This is a genomic window from Deltaproteobacteria bacterium (genome assembly GCA_017302835.1).
GTDB lineage: Bacteria > Bdellovibrionota > Bdellovibrionia > Bdellovibrionales > Bdellovibrionaceae > UBA2316.
Genome location: JAFLCC010000002.1, coordinates 129,042 through 146,875 on the forward strand (window position 1 = coordinate 129,042; position 17,834 = coordinate 146,875).

At 34.0% G+C, this 17,834-nt stretch carries 23 protein-coding genes; 9 read left to right on the forward strand and 14 right to left on the reverse strand.

Annotated features, from left to right (window positions below):
* Positions 1-74: 74 nt before the first annotated feature.
* Together J0M15_02575 and J0M15_02580 are read right to left on the reverse strand one after the other, a co-directional pair.
* Positions 75-728: a hypothetical protein gene (locus J0M15_02575; GenBank protein ID MBN8535912.1), complete on the reverse strand. Its 654-nt coding sequence runs from the start codon at positions 726-728 to the stop codon at positions 75-77.
* A 111-nt stretch (positions 729-839) separates the two neighbouring features.
* Positions 840-1,436 (reverse strand): hypothetical protein, encoded by a 597-nt coding sequence (locus tag J0M15_02580; GenBank protein MBN8535913.1) that lies wholly within the window; start codon positions 1,434-1,436, stop codon positions 840-842.
* Between the two features lie 144 nt (positions 1,437-1,580).
* Here J0M15_02580 and J0M15_02585 point away from each other — a divergent pair, with 144 nt between their 5' ends.
* Genes J0M15_02585 through J0M15_02595 form a run of 3 tightly spaced genes read left to right on the forward strand, consistent with a single transcriptional unit; the run spans position 1,581 to position 3,822 of the window.
* Positions 1,581-1,955 carry an alkylphosphonate utilization protein gene (locus J0M15_02585; GenBank protein MBN8535914.1) on the forward strand — a complete coding sequence of 125 codons (375 nt, stop codon included), beginning with the start codon at positions 1,581-1,583 and terminating at the stop codon, positions 1,953-1,955.
* Positions 1,956-2,864, forward strand: coding sequence for a peptidylprolyl isomerase (locus tag J0M15_02590; GenBank protein MBN8535915.1), 909 nt, complete (start codon positions 1,956-1,958; stop codon positions 2,862-2,864).
* Entirely contained in the window at positions 2,848-3,822 is a 975-nt protein-coding gene (locus tag J0M15_02595; protein MBN8535916.1) for a hypothetical protein, read from the forward strand. Before J0M15_02590 ends, J0M15_02595 begins: the two co-directional genes overlap by 17 nt.
* A gap of 26 nt (positions 3,823-3,848) precedes the next feature.
* On the opposite strand, the gene J0M15_02600 is transcribed toward J0M15_02595, so the two are convergent.
* The 6 genes from J0M15_02600 to J0M15_02625 form a co-directional block, all read right to left on the reverse strand.
* Complete coding sequence (locus J0M15_02600) at positions 3,849-4,796, reverse strand: hypothetical protein (protein ID MBN8535917.1); 948 nt, start codon at positions 4,794-4,796, stop codon at positions 3,849-3,851.
* Positions 4,797-4,809: 13 nt separating this feature from the next.
* Positions 4,810-5,298 (reverse strand): hypothetical protein, encoded by a 489-nt coding sequence (locus J0M15_02605; GenBank protein MBN8535918.1) that lies wholly within the window; start codon positions 5,296-5,298, stop codon positions 4,810-4,812.
* 265 nt (positions 5,299-5,563) lie between these two features.
* The gene (locus tag J0M15_02610) at positions 5,564-6,115 is read right to left on the reverse strand and encodes a hypothetical protein (GenBank protein MBN8535919.1); all 552 of its coding nucleotides are present in this window, start codon (positions 6,113-6,115) and stop codon (positions 5,564-5,566) included.
* A 161-nt stretch (positions 6,116-6,276) separates the two neighbouring features.
* Complete coding sequence (locus J0M15_02615) at positions 6,277-6,621, reverse strand: hypothetical protein (protein ID MBN8535920.1); 345 nt, start codon at positions 6,619-6,621, stop codon at positions 6,277-6,279.
* The gene (locus tag J0M15_02620; protein MBN8535921.1) at positions 6,621-6,866 is read right to left on the reverse strand and encodes a hypothetical protein; all 246 of its coding nucleotides are present in this window, start codon (positions 6,864-6,866) and stop codon (positions 6,621-6,623) included. Before J0M15_02620 ends, J0M15_02615 begins: the two co-directional genes overlap by 1 nt.
* A 143-nt stretch (positions 6,867-7,009) precedes the next feature.
* Positions 7,010-7,267, reverse strand: coding sequence for a hypothetical protein (locus J0M15_02625; GenBank protein MBN8535922.1), 258 nt, complete (start codon positions 7,265-7,267; stop codon positions 7,010-7,012).
* A gap of 110 nt (positions 7,268-7,377) precedes the next feature.
* Here J0M15_02625 and J0M15_02630 point away from each other — a divergent pair, with 110 nt between their 5' ends.
* Together J0M15_02630 and J0M15_02635 are read left to right on the forward strand one after the other, a co-directional pair.
* Positions 7,378-8,229, forward strand: coding sequence for a bifunctional 5,10-methylenetetrahydrofolate dehydrogenase/5,10-methenyltetrahydrofolate cyclohydrolase (locus tag J0M15_02630; protein MBN8535923.1), 852 nt, complete (start codon positions 7,378-7,380; stop codon positions 8,227-8,229).
* Complete coding sequence (locus J0M15_02635; GenBank protein MBN8535924.1) at positions 8,230-9,516, forward strand: class I SAM-dependent rRNA methyltransferase; 1,287 nt, start codon at positions 8,230-8,232, stop codon at positions 9,514-9,516. It abuts the gene before it with no gap.
* Between the two features lie 8 nt (positions 9,517-9,524).
* On the opposite strand, the gene J0M15_02640 is transcribed toward J0M15_02635, so the two are convergent.
* A complete protein-coding gene (locus tag J0M15_02640; GenBank protein MBN8535925.1) occupies positions 9,525-10,454 on the reverse strand; it encodes a hypothetical protein in 930 nt (309 codons plus the stop codon).
* Between the two features lie 81 nt (positions 10,455-10,535).
* Between J0M15_02640 and J0M15_02645 the strand changes: the two genes are divergently transcribed.
* Both J0M15_02645 and J0M15_02650 read left to right on the forward strand, forming a co-directional pair.
* Positions 10,536-11,825: an MFS transporter gene (locus tag J0M15_02645; GenBank protein MBN8535926.1), complete on the forward strand. Its 1,290-nt coding sequence runs from the start codon at positions 10,536-10,538 to the stop codon at positions 11,823-11,825.
* Positions 11,822-12,208 (forward strand): YkgJ family cysteine cluster protein, encoded by a 387-nt coding sequence (locus tag J0M15_02650; protein MBN8535927.1) that lies wholly within the window; start codon positions 11,822-11,824, stop codon positions 12,206-12,208. Before J0M15_02645 ends, J0M15_02650 begins: the two co-directional genes overlap by 4 nt.
* Positions 12,209-12,283: 75 nt before the next feature.
* Here J0M15_02650 and J0M15_02655 read toward each other — a convergent pair whose 3' ends face one another.
* Positions 12,284-13,231, reverse strand: coding sequence for a signal peptidase II (locus J0M15_02655; protein MBN8535928.1), 948 nt, complete (start codon positions 13,229-13,231; stop codon positions 12,284-12,286).
* Between the two features lie 150 nt (positions 13,232-13,381).
* Between J0M15_02655 and J0M15_02660 the strand changes: the two genes are divergently transcribed.
* Positions 13,382-14,596, forward strand: coding sequence for a lytic transglycosylase domain-containing protein (locus J0M15_02660; GenBank protein MBN8535929.1), 1,215 nt, complete (start codon positions 13,382-13,384; stop codon positions 14,594-14,596).
* Between the two features lie 32 nt (positions 14,597-14,628).
* Here the strand turns inward: J0M15_02660 and J0M15_02665 are convergent, their stop codons facing one another.
* From J0M15_02665 to J0M15_02675, 3 genes are all read right to left on the reverse strand, one after another.
* Positions 14,629-14,934: a PilZ domain-containing protein gene (locus J0M15_02665; GenBank protein MBN8535930.1), complete on the reverse strand. Its 306-nt coding sequence runs from the start codon at positions 14,932-14,934 to the stop codon at positions 14,629-14,631.
* 96 nt (positions 14,935-15,030) lie between these two features.
* Positions 15,031-15,537 (reverse strand): dihydrofolate reductase, encoded by a 507-nt coding sequence (locus J0M15_02670; protein MBN8535931.1) that lies wholly within the window; start codon positions 15,535-15,537, stop codon positions 15,031-15,033.
* Positions 15,534-16,328 carry a thymidylate synthase gene (locus tag J0M15_02675; protein ID MBN8535932.1) on the reverse strand — a complete coding sequence of 265 codons (795 nt, stop codon included), beginning with the start codon at positions 16,326-16,328 and terminating at the stop codon, positions 15,534-15,536. The genes J0M15_02670 and J0M15_02675 overlap by 4 nt, the downstream gene beginning before the upstream one ends.
* A gap of 182 nt (positions 16,329-16,510) precedes the next feature.
* Here J0M15_02675 and J0M15_02680 point away from each other — a divergent pair, with 182 nt between their 5' ends.
* On the forward strand, positions 16,511-16,651 hold the full coding sequence (locus tag J0M15_02680; GenBank protein MBN8535933.1) for a hypothetical protein: 141 nt from the start codon (positions 16,511-16,513) through the stop codon (positions 16,649-16,651).
* Here the strand turns inward: J0M15_02680 and J0M15_02685 are convergent.
* Complete coding sequence (locus J0M15_02685) at positions 16,614-17,804, reverse strand: hypothetical protein (GenBank protein ID MBN8535934.1); 1,191 nt, start codon at positions 17,802-17,804, stop codon at positions 16,614-16,616. The genes J0M15_02680 and J0M15_02685 overlap by 38 nt on opposite strands.
* Positions 17,805-17,834 lie beyond the last annotated feature (30 nt).

Sequence of the window (17,834 nt, forward strand, 5' to 3'; positions counted from 1 at the left end):
CTGCGGCCTTGATTTGAGTCGTAGGCTCAACCACTGCGAAGCGCTCCTATCAACACTTTTATACATCATTCTTATTACAAATTTAATCTTTGTCTTTCAGCTTGAATGTCAGCCTTCATATTTTGGATCAAATCATTAGTTTCCCCAGCATCCAACCCTAGCTTCTGACTCAACGTCATGAGCGCTTTGTAGGAGGGGTTTTCGTTTTTATAAATTAATTCAAAATCATCTGTATCAATGCCAAGCTCATTGAGCTCCGTATAATCCTTATTTTGTGCTTTAATTAGTGCACTCACAATAAGCTGCGCTGATTTTTCTGGTATTTGATATTTTTCTGAAACGAGGAGCACGGGATTATCTAAACGGCTTTTATCGAAGGCGAGTGAAGATTCAGATGCATTTGAAGAATCTGAAAAGTCTAAAGAATCAGCTGCATCAGTTTGCAACTCAACTTCCTTGCTCATCGGAGCATAGCAACGGTAACGATCGCAATACCTGGGAGGCCGTTGAGGGTGTCGGTAATATCTGCCATCATAGCGCTGGTCGTAACCATTGTTGTAGTGGTTGTCGTAACGGCGATCTCTTTCGCTACTTTTACCTAACTGGTTTCCGATAACTCCACCGACAATGGCGCCAACGCTTAAGCCTACCTCAGAATCAGTACAACCTTGAATTCCCAAACTGCTAGTTGCAACGAGTGTTGCGATGATCATCCTTTTGAATTTCATAAAAAATCCTTTCTTAACTGGTGTCAAATAGAAACAACTTCTATAGATGGCCTAAATAAGCAAGGACTGTGCCCAAAAAAAAGAGTACAAAATGCCCCACGTGATGCATTATTAGTTTTTCCACTCCGTCATTCCTGGAAAGATAAAAAATTCTTTTCCCGAATATTTACCTTGAAAAGTAGTGACATCATAGCCGGTGATCTCAGTAATTTCGACGGGAGGTTTTGTATAAGAATAAAAATATTTTTTTCCATCCCAGCAGTCATTACATGGAGAGTAATCATGAGAATAAACTTGTAAAATTTTTGGCGCTAGGAATCCTCTGATTCGTTGTGAATGATAACCTGCTAAAATAATTTTTTGAATACGAACTCCACTTTTTATATTCAAAGTCCAAAGAGTACTGTCGTAGGCCATTAGACATAATATAATAGGTTGTTTATTGTCACTGATTGTGACGATCACTTCTTTTTCATTTGGAACATCGGTAGGGACCGCGCCTTCATAGACCCCTATTACATGTAATACGGGGTCACTCGATGGGTCTTCATCCTCCTCTTCATCTGGCGATGAAACTGACTTGCTAGATCGAACTGTTTTTTGTTGTTCTTTCTTAGAATTAGAAGTGCTATTTTTACTTTTAGAGATACAACCACTGGTACCACTCATAATAAAAAGCGTCAGGTTTAAAAAAATAAAATACAACATAAAACTCTCCTAAAAACTCCATTGAAGTGTAACTTTTGAAAATAGAATTGATCAATAATTATTGCTAAATTAATGCAAAAATTTATTTTAGAGTGTCTATTTCAAAACTTGCTCCATCATGCAAGTTGAAGTAGTCTTCATAATATGAAGAATGTATCCTATTGTCCTAAGTGTAATTCTGAAAATATTTATTTTGATGGCAGTATTTGGACTTGTCCAGAGTGTTTCTATGAATGGAACCATCAAAATGAAACTGTAGATAAGACTGTAAATACGAACGAGGAACCCATTCAAGTACCTCAAGGAGTAAGCGATGCTTATGGAAATACTTTACAGAATGGGGATACCGTGACAATTGTTAAAGATCTAAAAGTAAAAGGATCCTCTTCAGTTGTAAAAGTGGGAACGAAAGTTAAAAATATACGACTGATGGATGCTGGTGACGGCCACGATATTTCATGTAAAATCGATGGATTTGGAGCTATGAATTTAAAATCAGAATATGTAAAAAAAGTATAAATGACTAGAAGAATTCATTTTTCTTATTTAAACGTGCTAATTTCAGTTTTTTTTCTTTTTCTATCTTCTGCCTTTTCAAATGCAAAAGGGGAGGACAAGAAGGAAGAAAAAATTATTTTTGAAACAAATTTCGGTGATTTGGTTTTTGAATTAAACGATCAAATCGCCCCTAAGCACGCTCAACAATTTAGAAAAATTGCCGAGAGGGGATATTTTGAATCAGTGAATGCATTCAGAATTCAACCAGGATTCGTTATTCAGTTTTCTGATATCTATAATCGCAAAAAATCTTTGCCAGATGAGGTTCTTAAAGAATTTACAAAACTCCCTCTTGAAATATCGAACGTGAAACATATTGCTGGTGTATTATCCGCAGCCAGAGAGGATAATGATAAAGATAGTGCCCATAGTTCATTTTCAATTTTGCTTGGGTCGGCTCCGCATCTTGATGGAAATTATACTATTTTTGGAAAACTTTTGGAAGGTCAGGATGTTATCTCTGAAATTCTAAAGATTCCAAGAAATGGAACGAGTCCAGAAATAGAAGTTGTAGTCCAGAAGTCATACATATTGCGAGGTGAAGAAGCCAATAGGTTTCAACCTAAAAAACAGATATTTTATGAGAGTAGTTTTATTTCACAGAAGAAAATGGAGGAAAAACTTAAATGGATGCATCTGGGCCTATGTGTAGTTGTCATTTTGTTTTCAATTTCGCTTCAACTAATGGGGCAGAATAAAATTAAATGGGCAAGGTTCGCTGTTTCTGTGGGTTTGTTATTGGTAATTTTCATGATTTTAAGTTTCTTTTTTTTAAGAAGTATTCCGATGAGTTCTTTTGAAACTATAATATCGTTTTTTTGTGTTTTATATTCTTTTGTAGGATTCAGACGTTTTGAAGAACGAAGTTAATTCACCTTATTTTATTAGTTCCTATATAGATATTTTCTTTCTATGTTCAGTTTCGTTTTTGCTTTCAGGAGTTTTATATTTATTTTTTAATTCTTCAATTAATGCACAATTATCAAGTACAGCCTACATTATATCTTGGGTGATTAACTGGCCACATTTTTCAGCAACATTGTATCGCCTTTATTCAGATAAAACCCAAACAAAATTGTTCCCTGTTACAGCTTATGTATTTCCTTGGATCATTGTTATATTACTTGTGTTTGGATTACTAGCTCCAAATGGTTTTGGTACTGTCATAGTAAGATTATTCATGATTTGGTCTCCTTTTCATTTCAGTGGTCAAAGCTTAGGACTGATTTTGTTGTACTTACAAAGAGCCCAAATAGTAATTACATCTTGGGAGCGAAGACTCATTGGTTTTACTTGCTTCTCATCATTTATTTATTCTTTCGTCACCTCAAATAGCAGCAATTCTGAAAAATATTTTTGGGGTATAACAATTCCTAGTTATTCATTTCCATCTTGGTTTGCTCAGATTACTTTGGTTTGGATGATTTTCTGTTATATTTTCTTTATGTTTTGGTTCATTATTAAAAAGAAAAAATCGCAAACATTTTTACCAATGATAATTTTATTGATCCCAATAACACAAGCTATATATTTTTGTACAACTACAGACGTTAATTTTAATATTTTCGTACCCGGACTACACTCCTTGCAATATTTATTTTTAGCTTATGTGCTTCAAGGTGTATCTTTTAATTTTCGAATTCATGGAAAGTGGATCATAATAAATATCATTGGTGGGATCGTTTTATTTGAAGGAATTCCTCGTTTTCTTGGACAAGGAAATATACCGCTAGACATATCTTACGCGTTGGTCCTGTCTTTAGTTCAAATCCATCATTTTTTTGTTGATGGGATAATTTGGAAATTACCTCGTCAAAAACTTGCTTAGAGATCAGATCGCAAAAGCATTTGGGATTATTCAAACTTAATATTTTTATCACTAAAATAGTTATATAACAGGGCAGAAAGAATAATTCCTGAAATTATTTCATATTTATTTGATTTAATGTAAGTACCTATTTTTGAGAATATTGATTTAGGTTTGAAATTTTGTATGCACTCATGGTTAAAGAAAATATCATAGCTTTCTATATCTTCGAGTTTAGATGATTCGTAATCCTTGCAGTTTCCTGTGACAAGGTATTTGTTTACATCTAGCGATAATTTTGTAAGTTCGGTTACTTGACCATAATATTTAATTGCCTGTTTTTTGTCTGAGAGAAAAAGTAAGTGTTGTGGGACCTCATTGTATTTTAAATGCTGATCATCCTGTAGATTGAAGATATTTCCATCGGAAATAAGAATCGTATAGTCAGGAAATTGTTTTAAGAGATCCCTAAAATAAATTTTTTCGTAATGACAGTATTTTTCAAATTGATTGAATTCGTATTTTAATTGTTTATCATTCGAAAAGATCCAACATAATTGAGACAAATAATATTTATGAGCTTGAGAGTCCAATGTCTGTGATAATTTTTTTTCAAAAGTATTAAATAATAATTTCCTTTCGGCGCCATTAAAAATGTTTTCAGATTGTCGAGATCGGATCTCCTTATTTACGTCTAAGTATTGACTTTCCAATCTAAGCCAATTTTCCGAAGAAGCCAGAGTGAATTGAATTTGCGATTGTTTAGTTTTAATTTGAATTAACTGGTATTGAGAATAAGAAAGGTACTCTGAATTTTTAATATACGATTCAAAATCTTTATAGTTCGAGTCTTTAGCTGGAATAAGAACCGAACCGAAGAGAAAACAAGGAAATATAATGAAATAATAACAAAGATAATCTTTAAACAGAGACATTTCTAGACGAGCCCATATAAGTATTTTGTTATAAAATAATCTTAAAGTTAATTTTTTCATAAGAAGTCCTTTTTTAATTTTGATAGTGAATTGAAATTTTATTTTTTCCTGCTTGAAAGATGTTTTGTGATTTTATTGTTGGATTTTGTATGACTGCAAAAAAGGGTTCTGTATAGGTTAAGATGTTTTGACTTTGTTCCTCTTTTAAAAGTACGGCAAAAGAATCAATTTCATTTGTAGCTTGAATAATTTTTACTCGAGAAGCTATTTTTTTTGTTTTTTTACCATTGAAGGTGAGATAGAGATCAACAACTCCATGTTGACCAATCATATTGGAAAGGGAGGCTCCGTTTAATATGGATACAGGAACAAAAACATAACCTTCAGGTATTGTTGAATCTAAAAAAAACTTATTGGTTGTTTTCTTTTCTTCCTGATTAAAAAAAGTAGCACTAAGAATTATCACTAGACCTAATAAGAAAAAGAGGATGACTTTTTTATTTTGATTGATACGTACATTTAAAAAATACTTGCTAATAATTTGAGTATTGAGTTTTTCCATAATTTTGTTTATTTCTTTGTGTAAAAGTTTCATTTTTTTTGTAATTATGATGGAATTTTTTTGTGCTTTCGTTGGCGATGAGAATTAAAAAAACACAGAAAGCAACGACAAAAAGGGCCTCAATCAGAATTTGTCCTTTTTTACTATACAATGGTGTTTGAGAAAACTGAGAGTTTTTCATAAACCCGATTCATTTCATTTTCGTAGCCAAAGTAACAGGGAGATGGCGCCAATTTGAGTTTCGTATATCGGATCCTCAGGGCACTTACCAGGTGTTTGTAAACATTGACTTTTTAAAATAGAGGATTTCAAGTTTTTTTTCAGGGGCTGCGGTTAAGCTGGCCCAGCAATACTTATTTTGTTTATAATCAGTGAATAGAATAGATCCTAATTTTTTTTTGCTGAGACTAATAATTGCAAATTTTAATTTTTGCTCTGAAGTGAAATCTTTAACTAGTTCGTAAGGAGGGAAGATAATTTCCTTTTTTTTCTTTATGGCCATTTTGAAATTTAGAAAAGGAAGAGCTTGTGAATGAAGCTCTGATTGGAAACGATAACTTTCCTTAAGTTTTTGCAAGCCCCCTTTGAGGTTCGAATAGAGTAAAAAGGCATTCTTTTTTAAAACTAAATTTTGTATCGTAATAAATGACAGCTGAATTTTTTCCAAATTTTTTCTTAGAGAGAGAAGGTTTTTATAAATAATGGCTATTTTAGGGATCCATATAAAGGGTTTAAGAGATTCTTGAAAAGCGTAAAGACTTTCTGCCAATGAATTAAAGTTTAGAATTGTTTCGATATTTTCTTTAGCTAAGCTCATAATCTTCTGTTGTTCTGTCCTGCAAATCTTATCAATCACCATTTCATGATTCAGTAAGAGTTGAAATGACAAACTGTAAGAAATAAGGGCTACCAGTAGGCTTATGAGGATCATGAACTTGAGTAAGACCCATCCCTGTCTATTACGGCACGGTTCCTTTCTCACTTCCATTGAATGAGCTCAATGGTCTTAGTAAAGTGTACTGATTTTAATTCATCAGATGCATTCAAAGCAATCGTCATTTTTCCTATGACCTGGGAAGGAGTTTTAACGATGGTAGTTGATTTTGTTTTAATAAATTTTAATAGGGTCATATTTTTTATAAGAATTTTTTGACAATAATTTGTAGGATAGCTAAGTCCACAGAAAGTGGCTTCATGAAGATGGTATTGAGAATAGAAAAATGCAAATGTCATGGTGAAAATAATCAAAAGACTGGAAAAAACCAAGAGTAATAAGGGCAAAACCAACATTGTTTCAACAAGAGTTTGCCCCTTCTGATTCATTACTGATTTCCTTGCCAAAAGTTATTAAAGTCCTTTTCTTCATGCATTGATTTCGTGACAATGCCTTTTTTGGGACGTTCACCCTGAATTGAAGACCCTAAGGATTCTGCAACATGCGAATAATGAACCCTTATGTTCTGACTTATAACTTTGATAACTCCTATGGTGCCGACAGCGACTAAAGATAGAATTATTAAATATTCCACAAGACCTTGGCCACGCTTGTTTAGTGAAAGATTTACCATAATAGGCTCCTAACATTTCGAAGTGTTTAAAAATATCAATCAAATGATATTTAATTCATTTACATTGAAATAATGGAGCCACTATAGGGTATGAGTTCACACAGCTTGGATATCCGGGTGAAGAGTAAATTTCGGACAATGAACTATTTTTTTTTCTTGAGGTCTTTTTTATCTTCGGCCGCTTGGAGTTTTTTGTCTTGAGATTTTTTCGCTTTTCGTTGGACAATAATTCGATCTAAAATTTCGTAGGCCTCTTTTTGTAAGTCATTTTCAAAAATAAACCGATAAAATGCTTCAATTTCTGGGCTTTGTCTAAATTTCTTAAGGGATGTAGGGATGCTTTCAGATTGAACAAAATCTATAGAGCTTCCATCTTTCGATAATTTAACTTTATCAGCCATTTTTGAATCCCCCAAGTTAACCATTTTCTGTTTGTAAAAACGCTATAGATGACGCTAAATTAATGAAAAGTGGGGCTTTGGTCAATGTTAATATTCAGATTAGGGGCGATATGATTCTATTAGATGGAAAAAGGGTGGCTGAGGATCTTAAAAACGAATTAAAATACAAAGTGCAGCAGTTTAAAGAACAATTTGGAGAAGCTCCCTTATTAAAAGTGGTTATTGTCGGAGAGGACAAAGCCAGTCAAGTCTACGTGAAAAATAAACATATCGCATGTCAGAAAGTCGGTATTAATTCAGAGATTCTTGAGTTGCCCTCTCATCTCACTGAGTCTCAGTTTTTGCATCAAATTGAAAAACTGAATGAAGATCCAAGAATAGACGGTATTTTGGTGCAATTACCATTACCAAAAAATTTATCAAGTCAGATGGTTTTTCGTACCATTTCACCTGAAAAAGATGCTGATGGAATGACCTATACCTCAACAGGTTATTTATGGTCCGGGCTTGATCATGTAAAGCCTTGCACACCCAATGGTGTTATTAAAATCTTAAAGTATTATCAAATACCTATTGCCGGGCAGAAAGCTCTTGTTATTGGACGAAGTCAGATTGTTGGAAAACCGATGGCGGCCTTGTTGTTAAATGAAAATGCAACGGTGACAGTGGCTCATAGTGGGACAAAGAATTTAAAGGAATTCACGTTAGCCAATGACATTATTATCGCAGCTGCAGGAAAGCCCGAGTTTTTAACTGGAGAGTATTTTAATTCAAATGCGGTGGTGATAGATGTGGGCATTCATGGTACAGGTACAGGTAAGCTTTGTGGAGATGTTGAGTTTTCTTCAGTTTCTAAAAAGGTGAAAGCGATAACTCCTGTTCCTGGTGGAGTTGGTCCCATGACGATTGCTTGCTTACTAGAAAATACTCTTATTTTAGCTGCGAAAAGAAGATCTAAATAAATGATCAGTTTAAAACTCAAAGCAAACCAAGAATACAGATATAAACAGTATCATCCGTGGGGTTTTATCGATGATTTTGAAAAAATTCCTGACAGCATTTCTGCAAATCAAGTCATTGAAGTAAGAGACTCAAAGAATCAATTTATTTCAAGAGGCTATGCAAATCTTAAATCACAAATTTTTTACCGAGCTCTTACCTTTGATTCCAGAGAGTTCATTGAAGCAAAGCAAAAATTCATTGAAGCAAAAGTATTTAATTGTTGGAAAGAAAGAAAAGCTTTGGGGTATCAATCTAGCTGTAGGATATGTTTTAGCGAGAATGATTACCTGCCAGGTTTAATTATTGATTATTTTCAAGTTTCAGATTCTCAAGTTTTTACAATACAAATTCTCACCATGGGGATGAATAACTTATTAACTGATATGATGGGTTTCGTAAAAGAAATTGTTAAGTTATCTCTTGAACATAAAATTTCAAATATTTCCTGGGAGAAAACGGGCATCGTAGTCAGAAATGACTCTAAAATAAGAGAAAAAGAAGGCTTGATGGTGACGGTTCCTCAAGTTTTAAAGGAAGTTCAAGGCATTAATCTCAAAGATTGTCAGATTATTTTAGACCATTTCTTTTTAGAAAAAAAATTTTCAATCTCGACGAATTTGAATGAAGGGCAAAAGACAGGTTTTTTTCTTGACCAAAGTTATAATTTGCTGAGAACTGCTGAACTATTTAAAAATTATTTAGTTTTTCATAAACCCGAAAAAATTAAAGTTTTAGATGTTTGTTGTTACCTGGGGCAATGGTCTGTTTACATGGGACTTATTCTTAAGGAGCTAAACATTGAAGCGGAATTTGTTTTGTTAGACATTTCTCAGGATGCTATTAACAAGGCTAAAACTAATTTAGATAGATATGGGATAAAACATTCTGCGCTGATAATGGATGTTTTAGAGAAAGACTTTGATTTTAATAAAAATGAGTTTGATTTGATTATTGTCGATCCGCCCGCATTCGTTAAAAACAAAAAGAGTCTTCCTACAGGAAAGCATGCCTATCAAAAATTAAATTCTAAAGTGATTCCGTTTCTCAAAGAGCGCGGACTCTTAGTTTCTTGTTCTTGTTCGGGTTTGTTATCAATGGAAGATTTTAGGATTTGCTTACAGAAGGCCTTTACTAAAGCCTATGTAAAGGCTAAATGTGTCGCCCAAGGTGGGCATGCGCCTGATCACCCATTTTTGCTTTCGTTTCCTGAAGGGTATTATTTAAAAATGTTACTTCATGTCTTGTAAAGAATCAGCTACAGTGGGCTTGGTGCGACTTGAGAATTTTGTTGTGGTTGCAGTTGTTGATGCTGAGCTTGCTGTTGTTGGATAAAGATATTAACTTTATTTATGTATTCTTTGAGATTGTGATTTTCTTGTTTTAATAAACTTTGCTGCGTCATTGATTGTTGTAGGTGCTGGTAATAGTCCTGACATTCCATGCTCTTCTTATCGTGAGCCAACTTTAATTCAACAATTTTATTTTCAGCGACTGTCATCAGATTCTTCATAGCTTCATTTTGATTGATGGAAGCAAGTTCAATTTCATTAAGAGATTGGGACATTGATTCGATCTGCAAATTAAGTTCTGAAATTTGTGAATCTTTTTCAGTTAGTTTAATTGTCCATTCTTCTAAAGAGGATTTAAAGCTTTCCTTTTCGTTTATCCAGTCTGATTTTTCTATTTGAAATTGGTTTTTTGCTTTAGCTAATTCAATAGAAATTTCTTCTTTTAAAGCAAAAGATAGTTCAAGGTCTCTTTGCAGTTGTTTCACTTTTTCTTGTAAACTTTGAGAATATTTTTTTTCTTCGTTTTGGATTTGGGTTGCTCGTGACTTCAATCCTTGCGATTCAAGTTGTAACTGAAGGGAAATTTCATGTGCCTTCACCAAATCAGCATTGAGCTTGGTATTGATTGTTCTTTCAGCATTCAACTGTTCAGTCAAAATTTTAAACTGTTGGTTAATCTCAGAACTTGAAACCTGCACATTTTCAAGGGATTTAATTTTCAACCTGAATTCGTCTTGTGTGTCTTGTAATTCTGTATGAAATTTTTTTATTTGGGTTTGCATCTTTTCAATCTTCGAAGATTGAGGGGCAAAATTATCCTCTCTTTGAGAAAGCTCATTTAATTTATTACAAATTTCATCAAAAAGTTTTTCGTGTTCAGCTGTTGTATTCGACATGAAGAAAGAGTACAATGCTAGAATAAAGTCCGTCACACAATTTTTTAAAATACTTGAAAGCAACAGATTTAGGTCTAGCCAATGATATTAAAAAGTTTAAGTTTTTCATTATTAGAGTTTGCGATAAATGGAATTGAAGTTTTCTTAAGACTTTATCTGCTTATTTTTTACACAGAAAGGGTTGGCTTAGATCATTATTATGTTGGAATAGCCTTGGGGGTATCCATATTAGTCGATGCTTTTTTAGATCCAATAATTGGAAGTTTTGTGGATGACTATAAAGTTAAACACAAACAGAGGTATCACATAATTGCCTATGGTATTTTCTTTTGGGGGATCAGTTTTTTTGCTATTTTTAATCCTCCTCATTTTTCTAATGAGTATTTGGATTTTTCATACTTACTAGTGGCTTCATTAATTTTTAATATTTCCTATTCTTTTGTAACAATACCGTATTCATCTTCTGTAGCAGATATTTCTAAAGACTCTCAAGAGCGATTAAAGTTAATCGGTTGGCGGTCAGCAATTGGTAACTTAGGTTCTTTTATTGGCATTGGATTGCCTGGTATTTTTTTAATTTTTGATTCAGCCAATGCCTATAGGTATTCGAGTATTTCTTTTGTACTCATTTTGACCGGATGTTTTTTGCTTACCTTTCTCACTTTAAAGAAACATAATAAGCCAAACATTGAATTGAAATCTGCCAAAATTAGTTTTGAAAAGTTATATAAAGGAATGAAAGAACCTTTCGTGATTTTATTTATGAGTGCATTTTTTATCGCTAATTTAGGGCTCACCATTAATTACTCGTTAGCTATTTATTTTTATAAACTAAGGCTTAAATTCACGGAAGAAGAGATTCAAATAGTATTAGGTTGTTTTTTAATTTGTGCCTCATTGTTTGTGCCATTTTGGACTTATTTATCAAAAAAATATAATAAACTTTATTTATCGATTTATTCACTCATGTTAATGGGAATAGTAAATTGTTTTGTTTATGTTTACTTACCAGAAAAAAATCTAATATTAACAGTTTTTTTTGCTTCTATTGTGGGGGGATTTTTAATAAGTGTAGCATTTCTTTTAGAGTCAGTTCTTACCGATTTTATCATTTTTAAAGAGAATCAGATGCATCAGGAAAAAATGAGTTTTTATTATAGTTTATGGAAAATGAATAATAAAATTTCTCGAGGAGTGGCCTTAACTTTAACTGGATTTGTTCTAGAGCTAGTTAATATTAAGTCTCAAGTTCCTGGTGAAAAATATGATAGTTTAGCCTATGCTTTTGGGCCGGGAGTAGGAATTTTCTTTATTTTGGCTTGCTTGGTCTTGTTAGTAATCCCTAAGAGGTACTTTCATCTTTTAAAATGAAAATAGATATAGATAGACCTTCAACTTGGAAAAAATTTAAGACGAGCACTCAATGTGAATCTTGTTTTGCAGGTTGTTGTACCATGCCTGTTGAAGTTAAGATTGAAGATCTGATTCGACTCGACCTAACTGATAAAGACGAGGTGGAGAATTTAGGTATTAAGCGAGTCACTAAAAAATTGATTAAAGAAAAAAAAATTATTTATTTTCGTGAAGCTACGGGTTTATTCATGCTTATGCAAAAGGCTAATAAAGATTGTATTTTTTTGGATTTAAAATCTAGAAAATGTACGGTGTATTCAAAAAGACCGGATGTTTGTCGAAATTTTCCAGACGAAGGCCCTCGTCCTGGTTTTTGTCCACAGGAGTTAAAAAAAATTTAATTGGTTATGGCTCAAGCCCCGGTTTGACTCGAGATCCGCAGCGTTTAAACAAAAAAGTTATTCTTTCACAAGCCTTTAATAATCATCAGAGATAATTTTGTTATCTTCCAAGTTAGCTACATTTCGCATCGTCTGACTTTTAAGCTGTAAAAGTTGAACTTTGATTTGCATTGAGATTTCTTCAAGATGTTTGAATTCATCCCCAGCTCGTAGCTTCAAACGGACATCTTTTCCTTCAAGGGTGTCATCTAAAAATCTTTCAAAGGCATATAAAGGTCCTGCTATTCGATGCGAAATAATTTTACCCACAGTGAAAAGAATGGCGCAAAATCCTACAGAAATAATAAGAAAAGTAATTACAAAGGGCGAGATGAACTTATTAATTAAAAAAATGTTTCCTCCGACTAATTCTGAAATTGAAACTCGCAGGTAAGTATAAGAGAAAACCAAGCTAATCAAGGTTAAACCAACGCCAACTCCTAATAGCACAAGACAATATTTAATTTGGAAACTTGGATTAACCCAATATTTTCTTCTTGAGTTAATTTCAGGCCAAAGAATTTCGCCTTCCTTTATGATAGCTGTTACAATCATGCCGTACCCAACCCATTGAACTGCATCTGCTATATTAAAAGCGGGGCTAGATAAGGAAGGAGTGCCGATAACAATAAAGTCTACAACATAACCCCATATGATACGATCGGCAACATTACCAAGAATGCCACCTATTAAAATAGACAATCCTGTTCGTAACAGCAGGGACTTTATTGGTAGTAGATATTGAATGATGACATAAATGCAGAGTAAAAAGGCACCGCCCGTTGATAGTGAAACAATCCTTAAGACTTTAGGTAAATCAGAAAACAATCCTAACATGGCACCATGATTATGATGAAGTACAAAATTTAAATACCCATAGGAAATAATTCCTTCAATACTATTTGCCCATATTTTTGTAAATCTATCAATTATCCAGCAAACAACAAGTGGGACTAAGACGATTAACCATTCATGTTTCTTCATAGAGTTCAGTTTATTATTCAAAAATTCAACCAGCAACTAAGATAAAATAAATCTGCTTAAAGTCTGGAAATAAATTTTTAAGACTCAACTTACAGAGAGGTCTAGGTCGTATTTTTTAGTCATTTTAAAAAAAAATGATAGAATATTAAAATGATAGACATGAAAATTTTCTTATTTTTCGCTCTTGCTGGTTCAATTAACGTTTATGGAGAAGAGGATACTCCGGTAACCCATGACCCTATAGCAGGTATAAATGAAGTTGTCGGATCTAGAGAGTGGAAAGCACCAAGGTATGAATATGCTGTGAACCCTTTGGGATACGAATCAACTTCTTTTAAGACCCCGAAAGGGTTTGAATCAAGAGTGGAATTTTGGAAAAAAATTTACACAGAGTATTCTACTCAACAGGGTGTTATTCACGACAGTGAAGATGTAGGAGTGATCTATAAGGAAGTAAACTTTACTGATATAGAACAAAACTCAGAGTTGTCACTCAATCAAAAGGATAAGAAAAAACAAAAACGAGTTGAAAATTTTAAGAAGGAAATTCTGGAAAAGAATTCTAAATTAAAAATGTCAGACTTACGATTTCAGTTGGGGCAAAGCGATAGGATTCAAAAGGCAATATACATATCAGGACGGTATATCGAAGATTTTGAAGAAGTCTTCAGATTAAATAACCTGCCATTGGAATTAGTCAGATTGGTGTTCGTTGAAAGTTCATTTAATGTTTTGGCGAGATCAAAAGTAGGTGCCAGTGGTCTTTGGCAAATCATGCCTTCCAATGCAAAACCATATAAAATGATTTCACATACTGTTGATAAAAGAAATCATCCAATCAAGGCAACGAAATTAGCCGCTAAGATATTGAAAAATAATTTTATGATGCTTGGGGATTGGGCGCTTGCGGTAACTGGTTATAATCATGGTCCTACAGGTGTTTTAAAAATGACTAGAAAATATAAAACCAGAAATTTGGTGGAATTAGTTGATAATGTAAACTCAAGAAAAAGTTTTGGTTTTGCGTCTAAAAATTTCTATGCCAGTTTCTTAGCCATTTTAGAGGTTGAAAAAAATGCTTCTAGATATTTTAAAAACATTACTTGGTCGAAAAAACTAGATGGGGAAAATTTAAAGTTACAACAGCCCGTTAGTTATCAAAATTTTCATAGTTGGTTTGATTTAAACTCTCAACATTTGCAATTATATAATCCGCATTTAACCAAAGCGGTGACATCAAGTAAAAATGATATCCCAGCTGGCACTTGGGTCATGATACCAGAAAAAAACTACTTACTGGCTCTTTCAGATATGGCTAAAAGAAAACGAAAACCAGCTCATGAAAGGATAGCTAAGGAAAGATGATGGACATATTTTTTCGAACTCGCGTTTTTAGTTTAAGCATAGTTATTCTTTAAAATTTTTTTCGATACGTCCATTTTCCTAATAAACATAATTCCAAACCCTACTCCTTTATTCCAGATAACTTGCCCTGATACGGATCTAATTTTGTTAATCGAAGTCAGTGCAAAAGTTAAATGAATGAGGTCCCCCTCTTTCGGAACGTAGGTTCCTTTGGTTAGCTCCACAAAACATCCAGATTTTGAGAGATTTTTCATCGTGCCTTGGAGCTTGCCCATTCTTCCGTAGATTTCTATAGTTGCAAATTCAAGAGTTGAAAATCGTTTTGGAAGCTCTAGCATAAAATCCCCTTGGTTTGGTTATTACTCTCTATTTTATCGGGATTTTAACTGAGAACTATATTTTTTAAAAAGATATCTCATTTTGAGATACGCCTATTATTTTTCGAAAACTAGATAGTCAAATTGAAGTGATTGATTGTCTAGTTTTGAAGAGCTCCCCTTGATTTTTGAGACCATTTTAAAAATATTCTTATCAAATTCTGGAAAGAAAGCATCCCCATCATACTCCTTATGGATTTGAGTTAAGTATATTCGTTGGGTGCAAGGTAGTGCCTGGAGAAATATTTCCCCTCCGCCAATGATAAAGATCTCCTCTGGCCATGGCGGAATTAGTTTTTTGGCCTGATCAAGAGCTGATTCTAACGAGTTAACCCACAAAATATTTTCTTTCTTTTCCAGCTTGGGATTGCGACTGATAACAATATGAAATCTTTTAGGTAGCATTTTTGGCAATGATTCAAATGTTTTTCTACCCATGATAATAATTTTTTCTTTAGTTTTCTCTTTAAAATAACTTAAATCTTCTGGGATATTCCATGGAAGGTTATTATGAATACCTATGACACGATTTGAGCTTTGGGCTGCAATTTGAGAAACGATCATACGCTGATATCTGCCTTAATTGTTGGATAACTTTCATAATTAAGAATTTGAATGTCTTCATATTTAAAATCAAAAATATTTTTGATTTGGGGGTTTAATTTGAGGACAGGCAAGTTCTTTGGAACTCTTGTGAGTTGAAGTTTAGCTTGTTCTACATGATTGAGATAAAGATGAGCATCGCCAAGGGTATGAACAAAATCACCAACTTCAAGGTCACAAACTTGAGCTATCATGTGGGTTAGGAGAGCATAACTAGCTATATTAAAGGGAACTCCCAAGAAAATATCAGCGCTTCTTTGATAGAGCTGACATGATAGTTTATGATTAGCTACATAAAATTGAAAAAATGCATGGCAGGGAGGTAAGGCCATTTTATCAATTTCACCTGGATTAAAAGCAACGACGAGATGTCTTCTTGAGTCTGGACTGGTTTTGATTTGAGAGATAACCTGGGAAATTTGATCTATTTTTCTTCCGTCCGCGGCCTCCCAAGAACGCCATTGTTTTCCGTATACAGGCCCAAGGTTCCCTTCTTTGTCAGCCCAATCATCCCAGATGGTTACTTTATTTTCCTTCAAAAAATGGATGTTGGTATCTCCTCTTAAAAACCAAAGAAGCTCATAAAATATCGACCGAGTATGAAGTTTTTTTGTCGTTAACAAGGGAAATCCATTTTGTAGATTAAATCTCATTTGGTATCCAAATAGACTTTGTGTTCCAGTTCCTGTTCTGTCGGATTTTGGTGTGCCATTTTTAAGAACATCATCAAGTAATTCTAAGTAGGCGCGCATAGGAACTCCACAGGTGAAAAAATGATAAATTATCAATTTTTTGTTGAGCTTTAAAATAGCCTTTGCCGTAATTGGATCTCAAGAAAAAAATGACAGAGAAAAGAAGTTAAACAGCAAGTTAGAAAAAATGTCTATTGTTTCAAAAACAAAAATTCGCTAAAATCCATAACAAGGAGTATAAAATGTCAAACTTATCAGTAGTTGAAAAAAAAGCACAAAATGAAGATGAAGTGATTAAAGAGATGCTTCCTTTTTTCTTTTATGCCGCAATTCCCTTAATAATAACTATTTTGTTAGCATGGAGCTTTGGTCCATCCCATTAAGTGCTTCCATCATTTGGTTAAGAGCTAGACTCATAGAGGCCTTGGCCCAATTGAGTGGTGCAATCGGAGAAGGCAACAGATACATTTTTCCATCCATTAAAACAGTGTTGATGCTTTCTGGTAGGAGCCAATCCTTTACAGGTTTTCCGTCTGCAGTTATTAAAGGACGATTACCCTTATGACCTGTCATTTGTCCAAGAGCTCTCTTAATGTGTAGAGAAGCCATAGATAGGTCTTGATCCGCTTGTCTTTGATCCTTTCGTAGTATAGCAAGTTTTCGCAATTCCAAACGTATAAGGGCCAATTTACTATCAAAAAACCACTGAGCTTCTGTTCCTGGAGGTAGTTGTTCCAAGCGTCCCAAAAAGGCCTTTAACCCAGAAGCATCTCCGGTTTCACTGGGTTTCTTTTCATTATTTACGTTAGGTTCTGTGGTTCTTTTTTCAACCAATTTTTTTGGAGCTTTAATAGGATTTTCAATCCAATAATTTCCCCCCTGGTACGAGTCATTTTGATAACGAAGAATTCCTGCTGGTCGTTTTAATGTCTCAATGATGGCTAAAGTGTGTCTTAGATCTTGTTCACTCAGACCTGGCAAAGGAGTAGGAAGAACAAGGTTGAATAAGGCAGCATCAGCTCGGCGGAACAAACTTGCGTCTTTATATAAGTCATAATCGGGAGATTCCCCACCCAAAGCAATTTGGCGGCGAACCGTCGCAAGGCCCTTTGCAATTAAGTCAGAGAGTTGCGTTCGATTTAATTTCAAAGTTTTAGTTAGTGAGTTTTCCTTCAGCCAAAGGCCAAGAGCACACGTGACGATAGCGATACTTGATGAATTACGTCTATTGATTTCTTCCCAAGCACCAGCATCCTCAAGCTTCCAAAAATTTGCTTTTTCGAAAAAGGTGGGAAACAACTGAATGACTTCTTGACGTTTTTTATTTATGTCAGTTTTATCGATTATTTTTTGATTCAAAGCTTGCCACAATCCATTGAGAAAAAGACCGTGGGCATCCATTTGCAAATGGTTCCATTCCTCTGGTTTTCCATCAACCATCACATCATCCAGTGTAGGAGAATTTCCATCAAATCGAATATGGGGAACTTCCATTTTATTTGCGATGAGTGTAGGATTCTGAATGAGGTTCTTCATTCTTTGAATCTGATGATCACTGGCATAGTA

Coding starts and splice junctions, on each gene's coding strand:
- J0M15_02575 (MBN8535912.1), bottom strand. CDS start 728: ATGAAATTCAAAAGGATGATCATCGCAACACTCGTTGCAACTAGCAGT.
- J0M15_02580 (MBN8535913.1), bottom strand. CDS start 1,436: ATGTTGTATTTTATTTTTTTAAACCTGACGCTTTTTATTATGAGTGGT.
- J0M15_02585 (MBN8535914.1), top strand. CDS start 1,581: ATGAAGAATGTATCCTATTGTCCTAAGTGTAATTCTGAAAATATTTAT.
- J0M15_02590 (MBN8535915.1), top strand. CDS start 1,956: ATGACTAGAAGAATTCATTTTTCTTATTTAAACGTGCTAATTTCAGTT.
- J0M15_02600 (MBN8535917.1), bottom strand. CDS start 4,796: ATGAAAAAATTAACTTTAAGATTATTTTATAACAAAATACTTATATGG.
- J0M15_02605 (MBN8535918.1), bottom strand. CDS start 5,298: ATGGAAAAACTCAATACTCAAATTATTAGCAAGTATTTTTTAAATGTA.
- J0M15_02610 (MBN8535919.1), bottom strand. CDS start 6,115: ATGAGCTTAGCTAAAGAAAATATCGAAACAATTCTAAACTTTAATTCA.
- J0M15_02615 (MBN8535920.1), bottom strand. CDS start 6,621: ATGAATCAGAAGGGGCAAACTCTTGTTGAAACAATGTTGGTTTTGCCC.
- J0M15_02620 (MBN8535921.1), bottom strand. CDS start 6,866: ATGGTAAATCTTTCACTAAACAAGCGTGGCCAAGGTCTTGTGGAATAT.
- J0M15_02625 (MBN8535922.1), bottom strand. CDS start 7,267: ATGGCTGATAAAGTTAAATTATCGAAAGATGGAAGCTCTATAGATTTT.
- J0M15_02630 (MBN8535923.1), top strand. CDS start 7,378: ATGATTCTATTAGATGGAAAAAGGGTGGCTGAGGATCTTAAAAACGAA.
- J0M15_02635 (MBN8535924.1), top strand. CDS start 8,230: ATGATCAGTTTAAAACTCAAAGCAAACCAAGAATACAGATATAAACAG.
- J0M15_02640 (MBN8535925.1), bottom strand. CDS start 10,454: ATGTCGAATACAACAGCTGAACACGAAAAACTTTTTGATGAAATTTGT.
- J0M15_02645 (MBN8535926.1), top strand. CDS start 10,536: ATGATATTAAAAAGTTTAAGTTTTTCATTATTAGAGTTTGCGATAAAT.
- J0M15_02650 (MBN8535927.1), top strand. CDS start 11,822: ATGAAAATAGATATAGATAGACCTTCAACTTGGAAAAAATTTAAGACG.
- J0M15_02655 (MBN8535928.1), bottom strand. CDS start 13,231: ATGAAGAAACATGAATGGTTAATCGTCTTAGTCCCACTTGTTGTTTGC.
- J0M15_02660 (MBN8535929.1), top strand. CDS start 13,382: ATGATAGACATGAAAATTTTCTTATTTTTCGCTCTTGCTGGTTCAATT.
- J0M15_02665 (MBN8535930.1), bottom strand. CDS start 14,934: ATGCTAGAGCTTCCAAAACGATTTTCAACTCTTGAATTTGCAACTATA.
- J0M15_02670 (MBN8535931.1), bottom strand. CDS start 15,537: ATGATCGTTTCTCAAATTGCAGCCCAAAGCTCAAATCGTGTCATAGGT.
- J0M15_02675 (MBN8535932.1), bottom strand. CDS start 16,328: ATGCGCGCCTACTTAGAATTACTTGATGATGTTCTTAAAAATGGCACA.
- J0M15_02680 (MBN8535933.1), top strand. CDS start 16,511: ATGTCAAACTTATCAGTAGTTGAAAAAAAAGCACAAAATGAAGATGAA.
- J0M15_02685 (MBN8535934.1), bottom strand. CDS start 17,804: ATGAAGAACCTCATTCAGAATCCTACACTCATCGCAAATAAAATGGAA.